Here is a 19,532-nt window from a genome sequence, read left to right on the forward strand (position 1 = left end):
TTTCCGGTTCATATAGCGTTTCTGTAGAAAAAGTTCAGATTTTATACAGATTGTTTATTTAGATAGCATTAAATTTTAGTTAAATAATCAAACAATTTAACACCCCTTAATTGTTTGATTATTAAATAGCTACACTAAACTAAATTTAATGCCTTTGAAAAAGTTAATATTCATTCTCTTAAGCCTTATATCTTTTGAAGTGAGTGCCCAGGTAACGGACACCAGCAAAAAGAAAGTTGTTGATACCATAAAAAAGGACCTTTTAACAGCGCCTGATACGGTTAAAAAGTTGCATAGCAATCCACTATCACTTATCCCGCCGGGTGCTGCTATTACTTATGGTGCAGTATCATTCTGGATAAAACCGATACGCCAGATCGATTTCGATGTACAGGGCGAAATACACAAAACGAACCCCAATTTCAACACTAAAGCTGAAAGTTATTTTTTGATAGGGCCAATTGTAATGACCTATGGTCTGAACTTAATAGGCGTAGCTGGTAAAAATACTTTTATTGACAGAACCGCACTGCTGGGACTGTCTGCAGCCTATATGGGTCTTGGTACTTTGTCGATCAAACATTTTACCCATCGTTTACGACCGAACAAATCTGATTATTTGTCGTTTCCCTCCGGCCACACTGCCATAGCCTTTATGGGAGCTGAGTTTTTTGCACAGGAATACTCAAGTCATTCACCGGTGTACACAGTAATTGGTTACACATTTGCAGTTACTACGGGTGTTTTCAGAATGTATAATCGCGACCATTGGTTCAGCGACGTGGTAGCAGGTGCTGGATTTGGTATTATCTCTACTAAACTGGCTTATCTCACTTATCCTTATATCCGTAATTGGCTCACTCATAAGGATAAGAATGGCAACAAGAAAAGCATGCTGCTGATGCCAACTTACCAGGATGGCATGCCGGGTCTTGCTTTTGCGAAGACATTTTAGAAAGCGTTAGGGCAGTTTATTTAAGTCAACAGTTGGCTTTTTACCCCCGGAAGGACGGGTGAAATAGATATTTCGTGGTGTATAATAATTAAAGAATCCGCAATTTTTCAGGTAGAAAGAACTTCCTTCTAATCCGCCTGCATAATCCATCCGAAAGCCTTTTACTGCGGTATTATCGCCTGTAAAACGTGCCTTGGTAAGCTCTGTCCAATTACCATTGCTAGCGCATATCCATTGGTTATTGAATAGTACTTCGCGGGTTTTTGTGCCTTCTTCCGGCTCAAAATTTTCCAGAAAGGAGTGAAGATGTTTTAGGTAAGTGTTCGTTTTAGGCCGGCTAAAGCTGGCGATCAGTTGCCATTTGTTTAGCTCCGGGGCAAAAAAGTAAGCGGTGTATTCGGTTCGACCCTTACCATCGGGCTTAGCATGTACCAGGAATTTATAAGCTTGACCTGCATGCCACGTATAATTGAGATAGCTTTGCCCGCCTGAGCCTTCGTTGCCAAATTCGCCCGTGTGAACATTATTTCCTTTTTTTAGCATGATGATTTTCTGGTCGTCAGGAATAGCTTTGGGGTCATCGGTGTTAAAAGGGCTCCAAACCGAGAAAAGTATGTGCCGCTCAGTAAGAGAGTTTACCTGCATGCCGAAATAGCCTTCGCCAAAGCCATCAGCCATAAAATAAGAGCCTAAGATATCATTGCCTTTGGGTACAGTTACTTCATTATAAAACCATTCGGCATTTACACCATCGGGAACTGTATAGCCTAAATGCACAGAAGGGCCACGACGTCCCCAGTAAAAGAACTGACCATTGTTGTTTCTTACAAAGGTTGTTTTATTGTTGATGGCAGCTCCTTCTAATTTTATGCTGCTGATATTGGCAAATAAGCTGTCGGTTTTTGCTATCCCTTTTATTTTGACAGCTACGTAGCCGGTATCTGTAGCGGTCCACTCGCCAACATAAACATCCTGAAAGGTGCCTGCAGATACTAAAATTTGTTTCGTTAGTCCCAGTGTAGTTATTGCTATTTTACTTTTACCCCCGGGGACTGCCATATTCAAATACAACTTGAATTTTCCGGTACTGCCTAAGCGGAAATATACAGTGTATCTGGCATCCAAATTACTCCAATGTACAATGCCTTCATCGTTGATGTTGCCGTTCGTGGTGTCTTTATCTGCACGCCAGGTATTGCCGCCGATTGGAACGGTGGTAAGTGTATCTATTGCCGTAGAGACACGATGCATTGCGTCTCTACCAAAAACAGGCAGAGTACAGATTGCACAAAGTATGATCGTAGAGACGTAATGCATTACGTCTTTGTGTAATTCTCTTTTAAACAAAAATGCCATCGGTTTAAGATTTATATTGATGCCAGGTGTCCGTAATGATCTGGCCAAGTTTTTCTCTGTTCTCTTCCAGTTTTTTTACCAAAGCCAGTTGAGCCCTTGTGCGCTGAAGATTATGATCAGGCGACTGAATTTTATAATAATGATCGCCTTCCAGGTAGTCAGTGAGGAAGCGAACCGTCTGTGCATAAGGCAAAAGAAGCACGCCTTTTAATAAGGAATTTAACTCTGATCCGGTTAGAAAAACAATTGCTTCTTTCAGATACCCTTTTGTATAAGATTCAAATAATGAAATATTTATGTCGATCAATTCAACAGTGCCTTCGTCCTCTGAAGCGGTATTTGCAATAGTGCGGATCGAGTCTCCAAAGTCATAAGCTACATAGCCGGGCATAACCGTATCCAGGTCGATGACGCATTGGGCATGGTCATCACTGTTTAATAAGACATTATTGAACTTGGTATCATTATGCACAATCCGAAGTGGTAACTCACCGGCCCGGCCAAGCCTTAATATTTCACTCATTTCATCCACACGTTGCCGGATAAATTCAACCTCGGGTAATACCTTGTGTAGCCTGCCAACTTTATCTGCGTCAACAGCCTGTTCAAATTTTGCTAAACGTGATTCGATATTATGGAAGTCGGGTATAGTGTCTTTTATGAGATTTGGCTCCATATCGGCAAGCAATGCCTGAAACCGCCCAAAGGCTTTACCGCCTTCATAGGCTTGTTGTGTGGTTGTGACCTGGTCATAGCTGCGTGTGTCTTTAAGGAAATGAAACACACGCCAATAGTTGCCTTCATCATCTTGAAAATAAGGTTTACCGTCACGTGTTTCCACTATGGTCATTACTTCTTTTTCAAGATCAGATCCCTGTACTTCAGCAAGCTTTTCCTTTAAATGTTCAGTAACATACAGCAGGTTTTGCATCAGGACAGGCACATCCTTAAATACATAATGATTGACACGCTGAAGCAAATAATCGACTCCGTTGGGATCACTGTTTTTGATTCGGTAAGTATCGTTAATATGCCCGCTGCCAAATGGAACAACGGACGCAATATCAGCATCGATCTTAAATGCTGCTACCAGGTTATAAATACGAGTGTCAGTCGACGTAAATTGGCTCATTAGTCGCCCAAATATCGGGAAACAAAGCTACTTAACAAGCGCCAATAAATAATAAAGGCTGCCCCTCCGACAGGGCAGCCTCCCATTATAATGATCTTTATCAGTATAGTCGTTAAAACAGAACAATGAAAGTCATATCAATCAAAACCTTTTTGCTTGCTTTATAACGACTTGATAAAGAGGAACAACAGGCTGATTGAATTTTGATATGCGGGGATTATAGGCCTTCATCGTGCTGGCTCATATCCAATCCCATCGATTCTTCTTGTGGTGATACACGCAGTTTGCTAATCAGATCAGTGATCTTTAATAAAAGCAATGAACCAAAGAAAGCAAATGCGGATACAACCACTAAAGCGACCAAGTGAACAAAAAATAAGTGTGTTTGGCCGTAGTACAAACCATTACCGGTAGTATTGCCACTGTTTACATTCTGATGTGCAAAAATGCCGGTCATCAGCATACCCACCATGCCGCCAACACCATGACATGGGAATACATCCAGTGTATCGTCAATAGTTGTTTTAGTACGCCATAAAACCACCAGGTTGCTAACCATTGCTGATATAATGCCCACAATAAGTGAATGTGGAATGGTTACAAAACCTGCAGCAGGAGTGATAGCAACCAATCCTACAACAGCACCAATACAAGCACCCATTACCGATGGCTTTTTACCACGGAGCATATCAAAGAATATCCAGGACATTGCTGCAGCCGCCGATGCTGTTGTAGTGGTTGCCAATGCTGTAGCCGCTAATGGTCCAGAACCTAAAGCTGAACCCGCGTTAAATCCAAACCATCCGAACCATAGCAGACCTGTTCCAAGCAATACATAACTAATGCGTGCGGGAGAATGGCTGGGCTCATTACGTTGTTTTAAATATAATGCCGAAGCCAGCGCCGCCCATCCGGCTGACATATGCACAACTGTACCACCGGCAAAATCAAGCACGCCTAATTTGAACAGGAAGCCATCAGGATGCCAGGTAGAGTGCGCCAGAGGAGCGTAGATAAATATCATGAATAGACACAGAAAGATAACGTAAGAGTTAAACCGGATGCGCTCAGCAAAGGCGCCGGTGATCAATGCAGGGGTGATCACGGCAAATTTTAATTGGAACATGGCAAATAGCACCAAAGGGATAGTAGGCGCCAGTTTCCAGGTAGCATTGCCCAGCATGCCTTTCATCATAAAAAAGGTGGACGGATTGCCGATAAAACCGCCAATGCTATCGCCAAAAGCCAGGCTGAACCCAAAAACTACCCAGATAACAGTGATGACGCCCATACAGACGAAGCTCTGCATCATGGTAGAAAGCACGTTCTTTTTGCTTACCATACCGCCATAAAAGAAAGCAAGGCCTGGTGTCATAAGTAATACGAGTGCAGTAGCAACTAATAACCAGGCCGTGTCGCCGGTGTCGATTTTGTTGCCCTTAATATTAACGGTTTCAAAGGATGGATAGATAAGTGCAAGAATAACTACAATAATAAGTATGGCGAATGGTATGAATTTTTTCATTTGACAAAATATTTTAAAGGCAATCCGCTTGCTAAAAAGGGCAATAGCAACCAGGCCAGCAAATAAATGATAGCCGGTACGGGACTACTTTCTGTTAAAAAGATTATGAACTACTAATAAGAATGGGTAGGAACGCCTGCAGTTTTATTCAATAGAAATTAAAGCCTATACAATAGACTGATGTCCTAAAATTAAAATACAGTATCCGATGGGGATATCCTACCAAAAGGCGTGAAACGGAAACAACAGGGCTGTTTGGGAGGCAAAGCTTTGCTTGTGCCCGCTTCCGGAGAAAAAGTTATAATGTTTGAGACGTGCCAGGTAATCGTTCTCCACAAAAAACATATGCTGTGCATAATGAACTGTTTTGTGTACCCGAAGATTAATGACAGGTGTAGACTCGACTGGACTGATTATGATCGAATAACTGGTGTTGCTATTCTTCGTCAGATCGCTTTTGCCCTTTGAAAGATAATGGCGATTGTTTTCATGCGAAGATGTCTCGCTGTTTTTAGTGAATGCGAGAGATACTAGGAAAAATAAAGGAAGAAATAATAAATATTTTATCCTCATTTCATAAAAATAGAAAATAAAATATAAAAAACGTATATTTTTTTTAATAAAAATTGAAAATAAAAGAATTTTATGTTGATTTTATGTCTTTATTTATAAGTAATTGTCTGTTTTTTATTAAAAACTGAATTATTTATAAATAAAAAATGTCCTTTATTATTCATAAAGGACATTCTGTAAATGGGTAATCTTTAAAAATCTTATTTTTCTAATATAAAAGTAAGATTAGTCCAGTTAGCGGCGGTTGTAGTGCCGGGGATAACTTGTTTTATTGTCCAGCCTTCATCCAGGAATTTATTTACATCCTTAATTTCGTATGCTGAATGACGATTGGTTATGGTTTGCTCGTAAACATTAATGTTCACTGTAATTACTTTTTGTGCCATGATGTTAATTGGTTAGACGGCCAAATGTAAGCAATTAAGCATTTATTAATGAAAGGGCAGGGGCATGGTGTCTTTCCAGCACATATTCCAGTATTTCGCGGGTGTTGTCCTGGTAGTCTACTTCAACTACTTTGCCGTTTTCAATCCAGTTGAGGATAGTCTCGTTGTGCTTTGGTTTTAAGCTTTTGATCACTGGGACACCCATTGATTTCAGTGCGGCAGCGTTCAGATGTTGCTCATACTGGCTTTTCATCGGGATCACCAGCAGCTTCTTCTTCATATATAAAGCCTCAGCAGGTGTTTCAAAGCCAGCACCGCAAAGCACACCCGCAGATTGTGCCATACTTTTGATAAACTTCTCATTATCGATAGGCTGAATGGATACATTCTTATATTTCAGCACCTTTTTGTTGTGCTTTGAAAATACATCCCACTCCACATCCTTAAATTCTGAAAGCCTTTTGATTAACCGGGCATCATCATAAGCAGGAAGATAAACGGTATAATGTCCTTTGAAAGATGTTTTCTGCTCGCGTACCTGCTTACGAATCACAGGTGTAAAGGTATTTTCATCAAAAGCTTTAAAGTGGAACCCGTATTGAGCAGTTACCGGGGCATAATTTTTCAGTATCAGCTTGCCTATCATATCCGTGTCATCTGGTTTAGGTGCGTGCTCACCTAAAACTGCTGCCTGGTGACTTAAGCCTATGCAAGGTTTATCCTTCATGTAGCAACCCCAGGCCGATACCGGTTCAAAATCATTGATCACCAAATCATAATCTTCAACAGGCACTCTATTGACTTCCTTTAAAAAATTCCGGAAACGGGATTTGTAAAAAGTCTTCCAAATATCAACACCACCGGATTTACCGAAAATAAAACCGAAACCATTGAATTTGTATTTAACAGGAAAGGGAAGGATCAGGTCGCCTTGCGTGCCACTTACCAGTACATCCACTTCGGCCATCTGTTTAAGGAGGGGCACAACGTCCATCGAGCGGCTTAAATGCCCGTTACCTGTACCCTGTATTGCATAAAGTATTTTCATCCTTGCGATAGTTTTACAAAGGTAGTTAGGCAACAATTAAGAAAATGTTAAGTTTTAGTTATGTATTTCCTATTTCATCCTATTTTCATATTTCTTGCTTAATTTTTCAACATTAAGAAACCATTATGAATACATCATGTTGAATTAATAATTTAATAATATACAGTTGTTTCATTTGTACAAAGCCGTATATCATGAATATTTCAATCTTAAAACCGGAAAACATTGTTAATGAGGTTTTTGCCCTGTATGAAAAATATGGAAAGCGAAAACTAACAGACCAGGAATTATCTCAATTAGAACAAGTATCGCAGGCCGCGGCGCTGGCTGAAGAAGAAGGATACGAGGATGAGGTAATATTGGCGGCATTTTTTCATAACGCCGGGGAAATATTAGGAGCAGATTATTTACGCGAGCATGGCTTCTCAGAGCGCCTTGCCACTTTGGTTGAAAGCGATCTGCGCGCTACCCGTTACCTGGCTCACAAATATCCCGAGTATTATGACCGTTTATCTGAAAGCGAAAAAGCCGATTTGGAAGCACGCGGTGGAAAAATGACCAAAGAAGAAGCCGATAAATTTGAGCTTGATCCTGATGCTGAACTATTTGTTCGTTTGCGCTATCTGAATGACCAGGCTAAAGAAACCAGGAAATATAAATTGAACATACCACACATTAAATTGCTGGCAATGAGTCATCTTTATAAAATAATGGATAAATATTTGCCGGCGTTCCTGATATCAAAACCATCTATACAACCTAGAATAGGCTAATTCAAGTCCTGGGTTTTTGACGATCCTTTTTAAAAAAGTGAACAAATAATTCGTGATTGTTTTAAAGAATTGTTCACTTTGCAGATCGGGAAAATACCCCTGTGCTTAAAATGAAGAAACTTACCGAAGGTAACGCGGCCTCTTATACGCTTGTACTTATCCTGGTTACATTTGTTTTACGACTCTTTATAGCTGCTTATACAGGCCTCGGGATCGGCGAGGCTTATTACTTTCGGGGAACTACTCACCTCGAGTGGAGTTATTTCGATCAACCCCCATTATTCTTTTGGTTAAGCGGCATAAGCATCAAAGTATTCGGATTAACTAATCTTGGCCTGCGTTTTCCGGCTGTGCTGCTGTTTGCTGGCACAAGCTGGCTTTTATTTGCAATAACAAGAAAATTATTCAACGCACGGGCTGGCTTTTGGGCAGTTGTAGTAATGAATCTAAGCGCTGTATTTACAGTGGCTATCGCCTGCTGGTTTCAGCCGGATGCACCGCTGATGTTCTTCTGGCTGGCGAGTGTTTATTTCATAATCGAGTTATTGTTTAATAATAAAGGTGATCAGAAAGTGATCAGAAGCAGCGGTCGCACCTGGTTTTTATGGATCATGACGGGTGTTTGCCTTGGCCTTGCTACGCTGAGCAAATACCACGTGCTGTTCATTTTTGCCGGAGTATTCATGTTTATCGGCACCAATAAAGAACTACGTCACTGGCTTTGGCACCCAGGGCCTTATCTAGCGATTTTGATCACTATCATATTTGCATTTCCGGTATTATGGTGGAACTACAATAACAACTGGGCATCCTTTGTCTTCCAGGGGTCAAGGGCCGGGACAGGTAAAAAATTTGCATTCCACTTTGATTGGTTCTTCCGCAGTATAGGCGGGCAGGCTTTATGGTTATTACCGTGGATATGGGTGCCGACTATCCGCGAGCTTTACCGCTCATTTGTGAACAGGCTGATGTCAAAAGCTTATAGCTTCACATTCTGGCTTTCGGTATTGCCTATTGTATTTTTTACCGTAGTAACCTTATGGGCCGATCTGCAATACCATTTCCACTGGCAGGCACCGGGTTATATGATGTTGTTTATGCCATTAGGCTTTGCCATCGACAAAAAAATAAGTCAGGGTGGTTCAGCAGGACGAGGAACACGTCGGTGGTTACGATTCTCGGCTTGCTTCACTATAATTACCATCGGTGTGCTGAGTTTCCACATGGTAACGGGTTTCTGGCAATATTATGGGCCAAAATGGATCGTTAAGGAATTTCACGGAGATAATGTCGACCCTACCATACAGGGAATAGATTATGATGATATAGGAACTCGTTTTGAAAAAGAAGGCTGGCTGCAAAATAAAAACATTTTCGCAGGTACCCCGCGCTGGTGGCTCACCGGTAAAATAGACTGGGCATTGAAAGGGCAGAAGGATGTGATCTGTTTTAGTTTCGATCCGCGTAATACTGCCTTTTTAAGCGACCCTAAGACTTTGCTGGGTAAAGATGCCATTATCGTTGCACAAGAAAATCAGGCAAGCATAGATGCGGATGTAAAACCCTATTTTGATTCGGTAAAGCAACTGCCCGATATCGAAATTATCCGTCACGGCAGGGTTGAACTGCATCTGCAGGTATATTACTGCACTAAATTTCATCAATCTGCTACACCACGTAATGATATGCCGCTGTACCGTCAGCTGAATGGTTTGCCGCCTTTCGGAAATTAAAACAGAGCTTTTGCTCACCGTAAGTATTCCGTATTTTTAAGCCGCATGAAGGAAATTAAGGCGATCATAAAGGCTTATGACGAAGCGGATAAAACTTCCGTTGGTTTGGCTTTGGCCACTGTTGTACGGGTGGAAGGATCATCTTATCGCCGCACCGGCGCCCGTATGCTGATTATGGATAATGGCGTTTGGGTTGGCGGCATTAGCGGCGGCTGCCTTGAAGGGGATGCTTTAAAACGCGCTCAGTTAGCAATAAGAAAATCAACCCCAACACTAATTACTTATGATACTACAGAAGATGATCCCTACCAGATCGGTGTAGGACTAGGTTGTAATGGTGTGATCGATGTGCTTTTAACTCCTTTAAATGTCAATGATAAAAACAATCCGGTAGAAGTGTTAAAACGTTGTATTGAAGCTAACCGCGAAACGCATATCCTCATAACAATAACCAAACTATCAGGCGATTGGAAAAGTGTTAGGGAAGGTGAAGTAATTAAATATACCAATGCATCAGACCTTGATGTCTTGGGCAATGATTTAATAGTACAGGAATTAAACAAAGCTGTTTCCGAACAAATTTCAATAGGACACTCCGGGCCATGTTATGTTGGAATGGAAGATGGCCGTGGATTGGGTTGTTTCATCGAAATTTTACCACCTGAGATCAGCATGGTTTTGATGGGGCATCAGTATGATGTATATCCATTAAGCCGTTTAATAAAAGAAATGGGCTGGAGGCTGACTATAGTGGCCGAGCCCCAAAAGATCAACCCACATATTATTACTGTCGCTGATGAAGTAGTTTCGCCAGCTAATTTCCAGAGTATCTTCATAGACAATTATACTGCTGTCATCCTGATGGCTCACGATTATAAAACCGATAAGAATAACCTACCCAAAGCATTGGGAACAGTTGCTCCTTATATCGGTATGCTGGGCCCAAGAATCCGGTCGGAGAAAATATGGCGGGAACTGACTGAGGAAGGAAAAATCAACCCCAATGAAAACATGGATAGGATACACGCACCTGTCGGACTGGATATTGGTGCAGTTACCCCTGAAGAGATCGCACTCTCACTTATTGCAGAAGTAAAAGCTGCACTTTCGGGTAGGGATGGCAGGTTTTTACGATTACGTACAACAGTGATTCATAACAGATGACTGGCGAGCCAAATATCATAAGAAATTACGCTGCTATTATCTTGGCTGCCGGGCAATCGAGCCGTTTAGGTAGGCCTAAGCAATTGCTGAGATATCAAAATAAAACACTTCTTCAGCATACCATAGATACGGCAAAGCAATCGGTTCAATCCGTCATTGTTGTTTTGGGAAGCAATGCCGATGCGATCCTGAAAGAGATTGACACTTCACGGGTTCTGGTAGTAATAAATGAGGATTGGCAAAGTGGTATGGCATCCACCATTCGTTGCGGTTTAAATGAATTGGACAGTACTATTGATGCGGCTATTTTAATGGTTTGTGATCAGCCTTTTGTTACCCCTGATTTATTGGACAACCTTATAGAAAAACAGGAAAAAACACGCAAACTGATTATACCTAGCCAATATGGTGATACTATCGGTACACCCGCACTCTTTTACAAACAATTCTTTAAAGAATTGACAGAACTCAAAGGCGACACCGGTGCAAAAAAGATCATGATGCAGCATAGTGATCTTTTGGCAACGGTATCTTTCCCACAAGGAAGTATCGATATTGATACAATAGACGATTATAAAGCGTTAGGGGAATAGCTATCTTTATTTTCAACTTAATCTATCAGCAATGAAAATTATTGTACCCCTTATTGTCGCTGTTTGTCTTATAATGATTGCCTGCAACCAATCGGGTAATAACCAGCAATTTCAATCCAAAATCGATAGTTTGCAGGCTAAATTGAATGATACCTATAAACCGGGTTTAGGTGAGTTTATGATGGGTATTCAGGAACATCATGCCAAGCTTTGGTTTGCGGGGATCAACAAAAACTGGCAACTGGCCGATTTTGAAGTTCATGAAATAGGAGAAACGCTGGATGATGTGAAAAAGTACTGCACCGATCGACCCGAAATAAAAAGTCTTGGCATTATTGATCCGGCAGTAAATACTATTAAAGCAGCCATTAGCAAACAGGATCTGGATAAATTCAAAGCAGGCTTTACCGAATTGACCAACAATTGCAATACCTGTCATAAGGACAATCAGCATGGTTTTAATATCATTATCATACCTACAGCGTCACCTGTAACTAACCAGGATTTTAAGCCCGCGAAATAATAAAAAGCATAAAAAAACCTCCCGGATAGCTGAGAGGTTTTTTATTTAAATGATGATCTGTATAGATTTATCATGCATGATGGTGATGATCCGGTTCGTCCTTTTTGATATAACTCTGTAAGTTGCCGTTTTCATCAATAGCCCAGTCGCTCAATTCCATTGGGGCTGCTTTTTTCTTTTGGATATTTTTTGGTCCGCGTAATGGAAGGATAATAACTAATAATAGGGCACTTATTTCAAGTACCAGAGATAATGTTGTCATGTTAATTATTTAGATGACTGCTTTATAGCAATTTTGTTGCCATTAGTACGGTCGGAATTGTAAAAAGTTTTATAAATGGCTGATATTGTATTGTTTACACTGATTATCTTTTGTGGTTGAAGCTTGGTTTTATTATCAATAATATCGCTATGACAGTACACTATTATCAAATTTGAAACATTAGCTGTATTCTACTGAAACTAAAATAAAAATTGCTTTTTACTAAAATTATGCGGATCATTTTGAGGGATGACTGACAACATGAAATATTGTCAAAATCAAATTTGTTAAAATTCCCCCAACTTTTATAAGGCAATCATTTTGATAGAGTTTTATCAAAGTGAGACAGGGGCTAAAAAGAAAGCAGATCGCCAATGTATCTGCTTTCGGTATCAGGAGGTAGGAAACGTTTAGTTGGTATAATAGGCATTGGTCACAATATCTGCTTTGAGTTTAAGATCAGCGTTTGATGTATTTGCAAGTCCATGCAGCCAGATAGTATATACAAGCCCGTTATTTAGTGTAACGCCCGAAAGAGTGGTAAGTACGGTATTGGTTCCGTGCTGGCGTATTTCGAAATTATAAGTTTGGTTCCCTGTCTTAGGAATAAAGGATGAAAATCCTTTGAAGCCTTTGTTGGTAACAAAGGCTGCGCTATCTTTTACAGCCAGATCAACAGCGGGTGCGTCCGGGCTTACATTGATAAAACGCAGTGTAGCTTTTCCGGCTGCAGGCTGGCTGATGGAGTCAGTCAGCAGGAATAATCCCAGGTTTACAGGATTATTAATCAAAAACAAAGAATAAGCTATATTGGGTTTAATTCTTATCGTATCAGAATATATCAGCGAATTGGTATAAGAGGCATCAATGTTTACAGTCCTAAGCCCGGGGTAAGCCTGAAAATAATCCAGGCCAAAACCGTAACCCAATGGAACCTGGTTTACCTTGTTGTTATTAAAATAAAGATCCAATGGTTGTTCTCCGGTAGCCGCCTGAAAAAACGTTACATAGGCAGATGGAGGAGGGGTGTAATCATCATTTTTGCTTTTTAAACACGAGGTGAATAATAAAGATAGAAAACAACCTATGCCCAACAATGCCATCCATCTATTTAGTGGGTTGCCGTAAAGTTTCATAATAATTCGTTTAGTAAATATAACTTTATCAGACATTACGTGTTCTTTGTAAGAAATGCTACAACTAGCTGTAAAATTTCCGGTTGCGGGCATATTTATGATAAATTTAACTTTATATTGCGTCAGGCCAAACCATTATTTGCTATGAAACAGAAATTCCACTATGCCACTATAACTGAGGCTATTGAGCAGCTTCATGAACAAGGTTACACGCTGGATTTTAACCTGCAAAAGGACAAATTAGTTGCTGATGGGAGAGAATACACGGCTGCCGATTTTGAGATAGCTGATCTGTACCGTTACGAAGGGCAATCAGATCCAGGGGATGAGGCTACTGTTTATGCATTGGCTTCGGTAGCTGGTGTTAAAGGCCTCCTGGTATCTGGCTATGGCATTTCGTCTGAATCAGAATCTGAAGAAACCATTAAACAGCTACACTATAAATACCTGCAGGCAAATTCATAATCTGAAAATTATTTAAAATCTTTTTTGTTGTCGTTCGTCTTTTTCTGTAAAAGGCGCTGATCGCGATTTGATTTATTAATTTCGTGACGACCTAAAATGCTTATTATTTTTACCAGACCTAAGGTCAATAATCAATATGCCTAAAAAAGAACCGCAACAAGATAAAAAACCCGGCATCTTCAGCCTGCTCAAGCCCTATAGGGGGCTGGTAATGTTGTTGATAATATTCGCGCTCATCAGCAATAGTATCAGTTTATGGTTGCCGAAGATCATATCGCATGGTATTGATGATTACATCAAAGCGTACGTACTGCATTTTGGCCAATCATTTCATTTCAATCTGAATCCGGTTATCGCCAAATTTTCGTTAGCGATATTTATGATATTCATATTTGCTTACCTGCAAAGTATCATTCAAACTTATTCTTCTGAAAAAGTGGCCCGTGATCTCCGCAGGCAGCTCTCTGAAAAAATATCAAAACAGAGCAATGCGTTTATCGACCAGGTATCGCCTTCAAAATTATTGACGAACCTTACAGGCGACGTGGACTCGATCAAGATGTTCGTGTCACAGGCATTGGTTTCAATTGTCTCGTCCGTATTTATCATCGTGGGTGCAAGCGTAATGCTGCTAACCATTAACTGGAAATTGGCACTTTGTGTGATAGCTATCATACCCATCATCGGTATCACATTCGCTGTTGTTCTGAAAAAGGTGAGGGTATTGTTTAAAGAGAGCAGGGCGGTGATTGATTGGCTCAATAAAGTAATCAACGAAAGTATATTGGGTTCAGCCTTAATCAGGGTGATCAACTCGCAGCAACTGGAGTTTGATAAATTTCTGAAAGCCAATAGTAAAGCCAGGGATTATGGTCTCTCTATCCTGAGATTATTTGCCGGTTTGATCCCGGTTATCACTTTTACGGCGAATATAGCTACGTTATCCATATTAGTTTTGGGCGGACATTTTGTGATCAACAAAACCATGTCCCTGGGTGATTTTGCTGCATTCAACAGTTACCTCATTCAGTTGATCTTCCCGATACTGGTAATTGGTTTTATGAGTAACATCATCGCCCAGGCTACCGCATCTTTTGAACGTATCAATGGCGTATTGAATGCGCCAGAACCCCCGCAAACCGGAACTATCACCGAGCCATTGCAAGGTAATATCGAGTTAACAGATGTGAATGTTATCTACGGTCAAAAGCCCGCTTTGAAAGATATTTCTTTTTCAGTAAAAGCAGGATCGAAGATAGCTATCATTGGTCCAACTGCTGCAGGTAAATCACAACTGTTATATCTATTAACTGGCTTAATAAAACCTGGCTCAGGTACAATAAAGTTTGACGGCAGGCCAATTGATGCTTATAACAGCGAGGCATTTCATAGCCAGGTTGGCTTTGTGTTCCAGGACAGCATCATATTTAATATGAGTATACGCGAGAACATCGCCTTTAGTGATACAGTAACTGATGAATCGTTGCAAAAGGCAATTGATACGGCAGAATTACACGAATTTGTTAATGCGTTACCAGAGAAATTAAGCACCGTGGTTTCTGAGCGCGGCGCCAGTCTTTCAGGCGGACAAAAGCAGCGTATTATGCTGGCAAGGGCATTGGCAGTGAATCCTAAGATATTATTACTCGATGATTTTACCGCCCGTGTAGATAATAATACGGAGAAGAAGATATTGGAGAATGTCCATAAGAATTATCCCGGATTGACTCTAATCTCAGTAACGCAAAAAATAGCGTCGGTGGAGCAATATGACCAGATCATCCTTTTGATGGAAGGTGAAATAGTAGCCACAGGCAAGCACGACGAACTGATGCATACCTGCACAGAGTACGTACAGATATTTAACTCACAGCAAAGTACCAGCAATTATGAATTACGATCTAAATAAATTTTCAGCGCAGCAGGAAAAAACATCCACCCTGGCAGCACTGAAAAAGCTGCTGGAACTGATCAGGCATGAGCGCAAAATTCTCTGGCTGTCGTTGGTAGCCATCCTTGTTAACTCTGGCGTCAACTTATTTGGACCATTGATGATCGGTCGTGCCATTGATAAATATGTGATGCACGGCAACTATCATGGCGTACTGGTTTATGGAGCCATTTTACTGGGCATGTATATCTGTGGTTTGATTGCCAGCTATCTGCAAACCAAACTGATGGGCGGAGTTGGGCAGCGCATGTTGTATACTTTGCGCAACGCCATATTTAACAAGCTGCAGCAATTACCAGTTGCCTTCTTTAATCAAAATAAAGCCGGTGACCTGATCTCGCGTGTTAATAATGATACGGATAAGATCAATACTTTCTTTAGCCAGTCGCTGATGCAGTTTGTTGGCAGTATAGCCATTATGGTTGGTGCGGGGATATTCTTATTGTCTATAAATGTGAAATTGGGTGCTGCTACTCTGATACCTGGTGCCCTGGCCTGGATATTTACGAAAATTCTTTCCGCATGGGTAAAGCGGAAGAACATGGCAAACCTGAAAAGTGTAGGAGGGATGAGCGCCGAAATACAGGAGAGCCTAAATAACTTCCGTGTGATCATCGCCTTTAACCGTCGTGATTATTTCAGAAAACGTTTTGATGAAGCTAATACAGATAATTACAATACAGCTATCAGGGCAGGAATAGCCAACAATATATTTTTACCGGTTTATACCTTATTGTCAAGCGTTGCACAATTGGTGGTGCTTGCTTATGGTATCTATTTGATATCAATTGGCGATTTTAGCGTGGGTTTATTAGTGAGCTACCTTTCTTACGCCAATAGCTTCTACAATCCGTTACGGCAATTAGCTACCTTATGGACAAGCTTCCAGACAGCTATGGCAGGATGGGACAGGATATCGCAAATACTTTCACTGGAAACTAACCTGGTAACAGTACCTGGAAAATCGAATGAAACCTCAGATGCTTTACTGGAGTTCAGGAATGTACATTTTGCGTACCCGGGTGGCAACGAAATTCTGCATAATATCAATTTCAAACTGGAGCGCGGTAAAACTTACGCACTAGTTGGTCCGACAGGTGGAGGCAAAACAACAACCGCATCCTTAATTGCCCGTTTGTATGATCCAACTCAAGGCACAGTTTTTCTCGATGGAAAAGATATCCGCTCTTATGAATCGGACGTACGTACACAAAAGATAGGTTTCATTTTACAGGAACCATTCTTATTTACAGGCACTGTGAAGGAAAATATCCTGTACGGTAACGAATTATATAAAGATTCAACCAACAAAGAATTGGAGCAGGCGCTTGGTAAGTCAAATCTTGGCAGTTTATTGGCTATGTTTGAGAATGGACTGGAAACAAAAGTGCTATCATCTGGTGATAGCATTAGCCTAGGTCAAAAGCAATTGATAGCCTTTATGCGGGCAGTTCTACGTAATCCTGAAGTGCTGATCCTGGATGAAGCTACTGCGAATATTGATACCATTACAGAGCAGTTATTAAGCGATATCCTAGAAAAATTACCGGAAACCACTACACGCGTTATTATTGCACACAGGTTGAATACTATTCAAAATGCTGATGAAATATACTTTGTAAATTCAGGTGAGGTAATACCAGCAGGTTCGCTGGATCATGCGATCAATATGTTGTTGCAGGGAAAAAGGGTTAGTTGAGATTAGCGATCAGTGACCGGTTAATCAGTTATCAGTGCTTTGATAAGACTTACGAAGTTTCAAAAACTTCGTAAGTCTGTTATATCACAATTAAAGGTCTCTTCGCTCAACAGCACCAGTTTTCTTGTCTTTCAGAATCAATTTCTTTTCACCATTTGGCAGGATTTCTTCCTTAATTAAATAGAATTGATCATCATAGGAAGCAAACTCATGCCCTTCAGTCACGTCAGTTCTGCCACGCCATACATCTAATTGCACAGGTTCCCAATTTCTGGATTTTGCCGAACGATAAGCTGCATCGATAATACAGTTTACTACATAGCCATCATAAAAACTTTCCATCGGCTCACGCTTTTGCTCGATGGATTCAAACATGTCGGTAAACATGTGGCTATAACCCAACTCATGCACTTCATCGCCAACAGGGAACAACCAGCCGCTGCTCGATTCGGCTTTTTCAGCCACATAATTGGTGCCTTTTCCAGTGCTGAACATTTCGAAGCCAGTACGCAGGAAGTTGTTCAGCCAGATGGTGCCCTCGCTACCCATTACTTCATCGCGCAAGTCCATACCTCCACGGAAACACCAGCTTACTTCAAACTGACCGATCACGCCATTAGCATATTTTACCAGGCCGATGGCATGATCCTCAGCAGCGATAGGATGTACCTGGGTTGCTGCCCAGCACATTACTTCAATCGGTTTTATATCCTTGCCAATAAAGTTTCTTGATATCTCGATGCAATGACAACCTAAATCCACAATAGCGCCGCCACCTGATTGCTCCATATTCCAAAACCAGTCGCTATGCGGGCCAGGGTGTGTTTCCCTCGATTTTGCCCATAGTACGCGACCAATGCTACCGGCCTTTACACTATTAAGAGATTTCAGGAATTTAGGCGTATAGCATAAATCTTCCAGGTAACCACCCATAATACCTGCCTTTTCTACCATTTCCAACATCTTTTTGGCTTCTTCGCCTGTACGTCCCAATGGTTTTGTGCACAGCACATGCTTGCCGGCTTTTGCACAAGCCTCAACTGCGCCTAAATGCAGATCGTTAGATAAAGCGATCACTACCACATCAACATCAGGATGCCCAACAACTTCTTCAAGACTGTTGCTGTAATGTGGCAGATCGTAATCTTTGGCAAATTTTTCGGCCCTTTCCATACTGCGCGAGTAAACGCTTACCAATACATCTTTCCTGCGCTGAGCAGCCAGCGAGTCAGCATAAAAGCGGGCGATGAAGCCCGAACCAAGCATAGCTATTTTCATTTTTCTTTATAGTTGTTTTATTAGTTGTAGTGGTTGAAATTGTTGTAGTGGTTGTAGAGGATTAGATAGGGTTAGTTGGACGTTGACCACCAATTTTCAACTAATACAACCACTACAACTTTTACAACCTTTTAAACCTGTTTTTCCCATCCCGTATCCTTTAAAGCCGGGTCATTTTCTTTTTTCAGGAAATCGTTTCCGGATAATGATTCGGCTTTCCATTGCAATATTGCTTCATCAGGCACAACATCAACAGGGGTTTTCCATGAAGTGGATGTTTCGTTATAAGCCAAATTGGATTGAGATGAGAAACAGGATATGATAGACCAACGGGGGTAATCGGATAAGTTGGCCTCAGACCTATGTAATAAGTTACTATGGAAGAATAAGGCATCACCCGGATTTAATTCGCTATATACCAACTCCATGGTTTTTAATGCATTGCCAACCATGGTCATATCGGCTCCAACTTGCTCCCCAGAAAAGCCATGGTTTACACGGCCTAATTTATGTGAACCTTTGATTACTTGTAAGCAACCATTCTCTTTATTAGCGGGTGTCAAAGCCACCATCACACTGATCAACTGATCAGGAAACATAAATTGGTTTTTGTACCAATAGCCATAATCCTGGTGCCATTCCCATGCGCCGCCCACTTTTGGTTCTTTTTGCATCAGTTTAGAGTGGAAATGGCACACCGGCGCATCGCTGTCTAATAGCTGAGCCACTGAGTTTATCATTTTTTCACTGCGTGTAAGATACCCGAATACGTCATTTCCTGGAGTAAACCATAAGGATAACCTGGTTTTTTTACCGCTCAGGTCATTCAGATCTAACGCATTTTTGCGCATCGCATCGTCTTCAATTGCAGTTTTATACAACTTATCTGTTTCCTGCTGTGAGCAGAAATTTTTTACCACCACATAGCCGTCGCGATGGAAATCGGCTATTTGATCCGGGTTAAAACGTGTAAAAGACAT

At 41.1% G+C, this 19,532-nt stretch carries 19 protein-coding genes; 9 read left to right on the forward strand and 10 right to left on the reverse strand.

All coding sequences use genetic code 11. The features are described from left to right. Positions 1-154 precede the first annotated feature (154 nt). Entirely contained in the window at positions 155-955 is an 801-nt protein-coding gene (locus VIM89_RS04200) for a phosphatase PAP2 family protein (protein WP_488154879.1), read from the forward strand. A gap of 6 nt (positions 956-961) precedes the next feature. On the opposite strand, the gene VIM89_RS04205 is transcribed toward VIM89_RS04200, so the two are convergent. From VIM89_RS04205 to VIM89_RS04230, 6 genes are all read right to left on the reverse strand, one after another. After that, on the reverse strand, positions 962-2,311 hold the full coding sequence (locus tag VIM89_RS04205; RefSeq protein ID WP_488154880.1) for a DUF3472 domain-containing protein: 1,350 nt from the start codon (positions 2,309-2,311) through the stop codon (positions 962-964). A 4-nt stretch (positions 2,312-2,315) separates the two neighbouring features. Further along, positions 2,316-3,443, reverse strand: a complete 1,128-nt coding sequence (locus VIM89_RS04210; protein ID WP_488154881.1) for a phosphotransferase enzyme family protein — start codon at positions 3,441-3,443, stop codon at positions 2,316-2,318. A 217-nt stretch (positions 3,444-3,660) separates the two neighbouring features. Further along, positions 3,661-4,968: an ammonium transporter gene (locus VIM89_RS04215; RefSeq protein ID WP_488154882.1), complete on the reverse strand. Its 1,308-nt coding sequence runs from the start codon at positions 4,966-4,968 to the stop codon at positions 3,661-3,663. 219 nt (positions 4,969-5,187) lie between these two features. Next, complete coding sequence (locus VIM89_RS04220; protein WP_488154883.1) at positions 5,188-5,541, reverse strand: hypothetical protein; 354 nt, start codon at positions 5,539-5,541, stop codon at positions 5,188-5,190. Positions 5,542-5,741: 200 nt separating this feature from the next. Beyond that, positions 5,742-5,927: a hypothetical protein gene (locus tag VIM89_RS04225; RefSeq protein ID WP_488154884.1), complete on the reverse strand. Its 186-nt coding sequence runs from the start codon at positions 5,925-5,927 to the stop codon at positions 5,742-5,744. A gap of 34 nt (positions 5,928-5,961) precedes the next feature. Continuing rightward, positions 5,962-6,975, reverse strand: coding sequence for a glycosyltransferase family protein (locus VIM89_RS04230; RefSeq protein WP_488154885.1), 1,014 nt, complete (start codon positions 6,973-6,975; stop codon positions 5,962-5,964). 194 nt (positions 6,976-7,169) lie between these two features. Between VIM89_RS04230 and VIM89_RS04235 the strand changes: the two genes are divergently transcribed. The 5 genes from VIM89_RS04235 to VIM89_RS04255 all read left to right on the forward strand — a co-directional run bounded on the left by VIM89_RS04235 (position 7,170) and on the right by VIM89_RS04255 (position 11,761). Further along, positions 7,170-7,748, forward strand: a complete 579-nt coding sequence (locus tag VIM89_RS04235) for a phosphohydrolase (RefSeq protein WP_488154886.1) — start codon at positions 7,170-7,172, stop codon at positions 7,746-7,748. Between the two features lie 110 nt (positions 7,749-7,858). Then, the gene (locus VIM89_RS04240; protein WP_488154887.1) at positions 7,859-9,481 is read left to right on the forward strand and encodes an ArnT family glycosyltransferase; all 1,623 of its coding nucleotides are present in this window, start codon (positions 7,859-7,861) and stop codon (positions 9,479-9,481) included. A 45-nt stretch (positions 9,482-9,526) separates the two neighbouring features. Beyond that, the gene (locus VIM89_RS04245; protein WP_488154888.1) at positions 9,527-10,645 is read left to right on the forward strand and encodes an XdhC family protein; all 1,119 of its coding nucleotides are present in this window, start codon (positions 9,527-9,529) and stop codon (positions 10,643-10,645) included. After that, complete coding sequence (locus VIM89_RS04250) at positions 10,642-11,238, forward strand: nucleotidyltransferase family protein (protein WP_488154889.1); 597 nt, start codon at positions 10,642-10,644, stop codon at positions 11,236-11,238. The genes VIM89_RS04245 and VIM89_RS04250 overlap by 4 nt, the downstream gene beginning before the upstream one ends. Before the next feature lie 31 nt (positions 11,239-11,269). Next, positions 11,270-11,761: a hypothetical protein gene (locus VIM89_RS04255; protein ID WP_488154890.1), complete on the forward strand. Its 492-nt coding sequence runs from the start codon at positions 11,270-11,272 to the stop codon at positions 11,759-11,761. 70 nt (positions 11,762-11,831) lie between these two features. On the opposite strand, the gene VIM89_RS04260 is transcribed toward VIM89_RS04255, so the two are convergent. Both VIM89_RS04260 and VIM89_RS04265 read right to left on the reverse strand, forming a co-directional pair. Continuing rightward, positions 11,832-12,023, reverse strand: coding sequence for a hypothetical protein (locus tag VIM89_RS04260; RefSeq protein WP_488154891.1), 192 nt, complete (start codon positions 12,021-12,023; stop codon positions 11,832-11,834). A gap of 410 nt (positions 12,024-12,433) precedes the next feature. Then, entirely contained in the window at positions 12,434-13,159 is a 726-nt protein-coding gene (locus VIM89_RS04265) for a DUF4397 domain-containing protein (protein WP_488154892.1), read from the reverse strand. A 144-nt stretch (positions 13,160-13,303) separates the two neighbouring features. Between VIM89_RS04265 and VIM89_RS04270 the strand changes: the two genes are divergently transcribed. From VIM89_RS04270 to VIM89_RS04280, 3 genes are all read left to right on the forward strand, one after another. Continuing rightward, the gene (locus tag VIM89_RS04270) at positions 13,304-13,624 is read left to right on the forward strand and encodes a phosphoribosylpyrophosphate synthetase (protein ID WP_488154893.1); all 321 of its coding nucleotides are present in this window, start codon (positions 13,304-13,306) and stop codon (positions 13,622-13,624) included. Between the two features lie 136 nt (positions 13,625-13,760). After that, positions 13,761-15,533, forward strand: coding sequence for an ABC transporter ATP-binding protein (locus VIM89_RS04275; RefSeq protein ID WP_488154894.1), 1,773 nt, complete (start codon positions 13,761-13,763; stop codon positions 15,531-15,533). After that, on the forward strand, positions 15,514-17,274 hold the full coding sequence (locus VIM89_RS04280; RefSeq protein ID WP_488154895.1) for an ABC transporter ATP-binding protein: 1,761 nt from the start codon (positions 15,514-15,516) through the stop codon (positions 17,272-17,274). The genes VIM89_RS04275 and VIM89_RS04280 overlap by 20 nt, the downstream gene beginning before the upstream one ends. 90 nt (positions 17,275-17,364) lie before the next feature. Here the strand turns inward: VIM89_RS04280 and VIM89_RS04285 are convergent, their stop codons facing one another. Continuing rightward, the gene (locus VIM89_RS04285) at positions 17,365-18,552 is read right to left on the reverse strand and encodes a Gfo/Idh/MocA family protein (RefSeq protein WP_488154896.1); all 1,188 of its coding nucleotides are present in this window, start codon (positions 18,550-18,552) and stop codon (positions 17,365-17,367) included. A 131-nt stretch (positions 18,553-18,683) separates the two neighbouring features. Then, positions 18,684-19,532, reverse strand: coding sequence for a phytanoyl-CoA dioxygenase family protein (locus VIM89_RS04290; protein WP_488154897.1), 849 nt, complete (start codon positions 19,530-19,532; stop codon positions 18,684-18,686).

This window comes from Mucilaginibacter sp. (genome assembly GCF_036568825.1).
GTDB lineage: Bacteria > Bacteroidota > Bacteroidia > Sphingobacteriales > Sphingobacteriaceae > Mucilaginibacter.

Coding starts and splice junctions, on each gene's coding strand:
- VIM89_RS04205 (WP_488154880.1), bottom strand. CDS start 2,311: ATGGCATTTTTGTTTAAAAGAGAATTACACAAAGACGTAATGCATTAC.
- VIM89_RS04210 (WP_488154881.1), bottom strand. CDS start 3,443: ATGAGCCAATTTACGTCGACTGACACTCGTATTTATAACCTGGTAGCA.
- VIM89_RS04215 (WP_488154882.1), bottom strand. CDS start 4,968: ATGAAAAAATTCATACCATTCGCCATACTTATTATTGTAGTTATTCTT.
- VIM89_RS04220 (WP_488154883.1), bottom strand. CDS start 5,541: ATGAGGATAAAATATTTATTATTTCTTCCTTTATTTTTCCTAGTATCT.
- VIM89_RS04225 (WP_488154884.1), bottom strand. CDS start 5,927: ATGGCACAAAAAGTAATTACAGTGAACATTAATGTTTACGAGCAAACC.
- VIM89_RS04230 (WP_488154885.1), bottom strand. CDS start 6,975: ATGAAAATACTTTATGCAATACAGGGTACAGGTAACGGGCATTTAAGC.
- VIM89_RS04235 (WP_488154886.1), top strand. CDS start 7,170: ATGAATATTTCAATCTTAAAACCGGAAAACATTGTTAATGAGGTTTTT.
- VIM89_RS04240 (WP_488154887.1), top strand. CDS start 7,859: ATGAAGAAACTTACCGAAGGTAACGCGGCCTCTTATACGCTTGTACTT.
- VIM89_RS04245 (WP_488154888.1), top strand. CDS start 9,527: ATGAAGGAAATTAAGGCGATCATAAAGGCTTATGACGAAGCGGATAAA.
- VIM89_RS04250 (WP_488154889.1), top strand. CDS start 10,642: ATGACTGGCGAGCCAAATATCATAAGAAATTACGCTGCTATTATCTTG.
- VIM89_RS04255 (WP_488154890.1), top strand. CDS start 11,270: ATGAAAATTATTGTACCCCTTATTGTCGCTGTTTGTCTTATAATGATT.
- VIM89_RS04260 (WP_488154891.1), bottom strand. CDS start 12,023: ATGACAACATTATCTCTGGTACTTGAAATAAGTGCCCTATTATTAGTT.
- VIM89_RS04265 (WP_488154892.1), bottom strand. CDS start 13,159: ATGAAACTTTACGGCAACCCACTAAATAGATGGATGGCATTGTTGGGC.
- VIM89_RS04270 (WP_488154893.1), top strand. CDS start 13,304: ATGAAACAGAAATTCCACTATGCCACTATAACTGAGGCTATTGAGCAG.
- VIM89_RS04275 (WP_488154894.1), top strand. CDS start 13,761: ATGCCTAAAAAAGAACCGCAACAAGATAAAAAACCCGGCATCTTCAGC.
- VIM89_RS04280 (WP_488154895.1), top strand. CDS start 15,514: ATGAATTACGATCTAAATAAATTTTCAGCGCAGCAGGAAAAAACATCC.
- VIM89_RS04285 (WP_488154896.1), bottom strand. CDS start 18,552: ATGAAAATAGCTATGCTTGGTTCGGGCTTCATCGCCCGCTTTTATGCT.
- VIM89_RS04290 (WP_488154897.1), bottom strand. CDS start 19,532: ATGTCTTTTACACGTTTTAACCCGGATCAAATAGCCGATTTCCATCGC.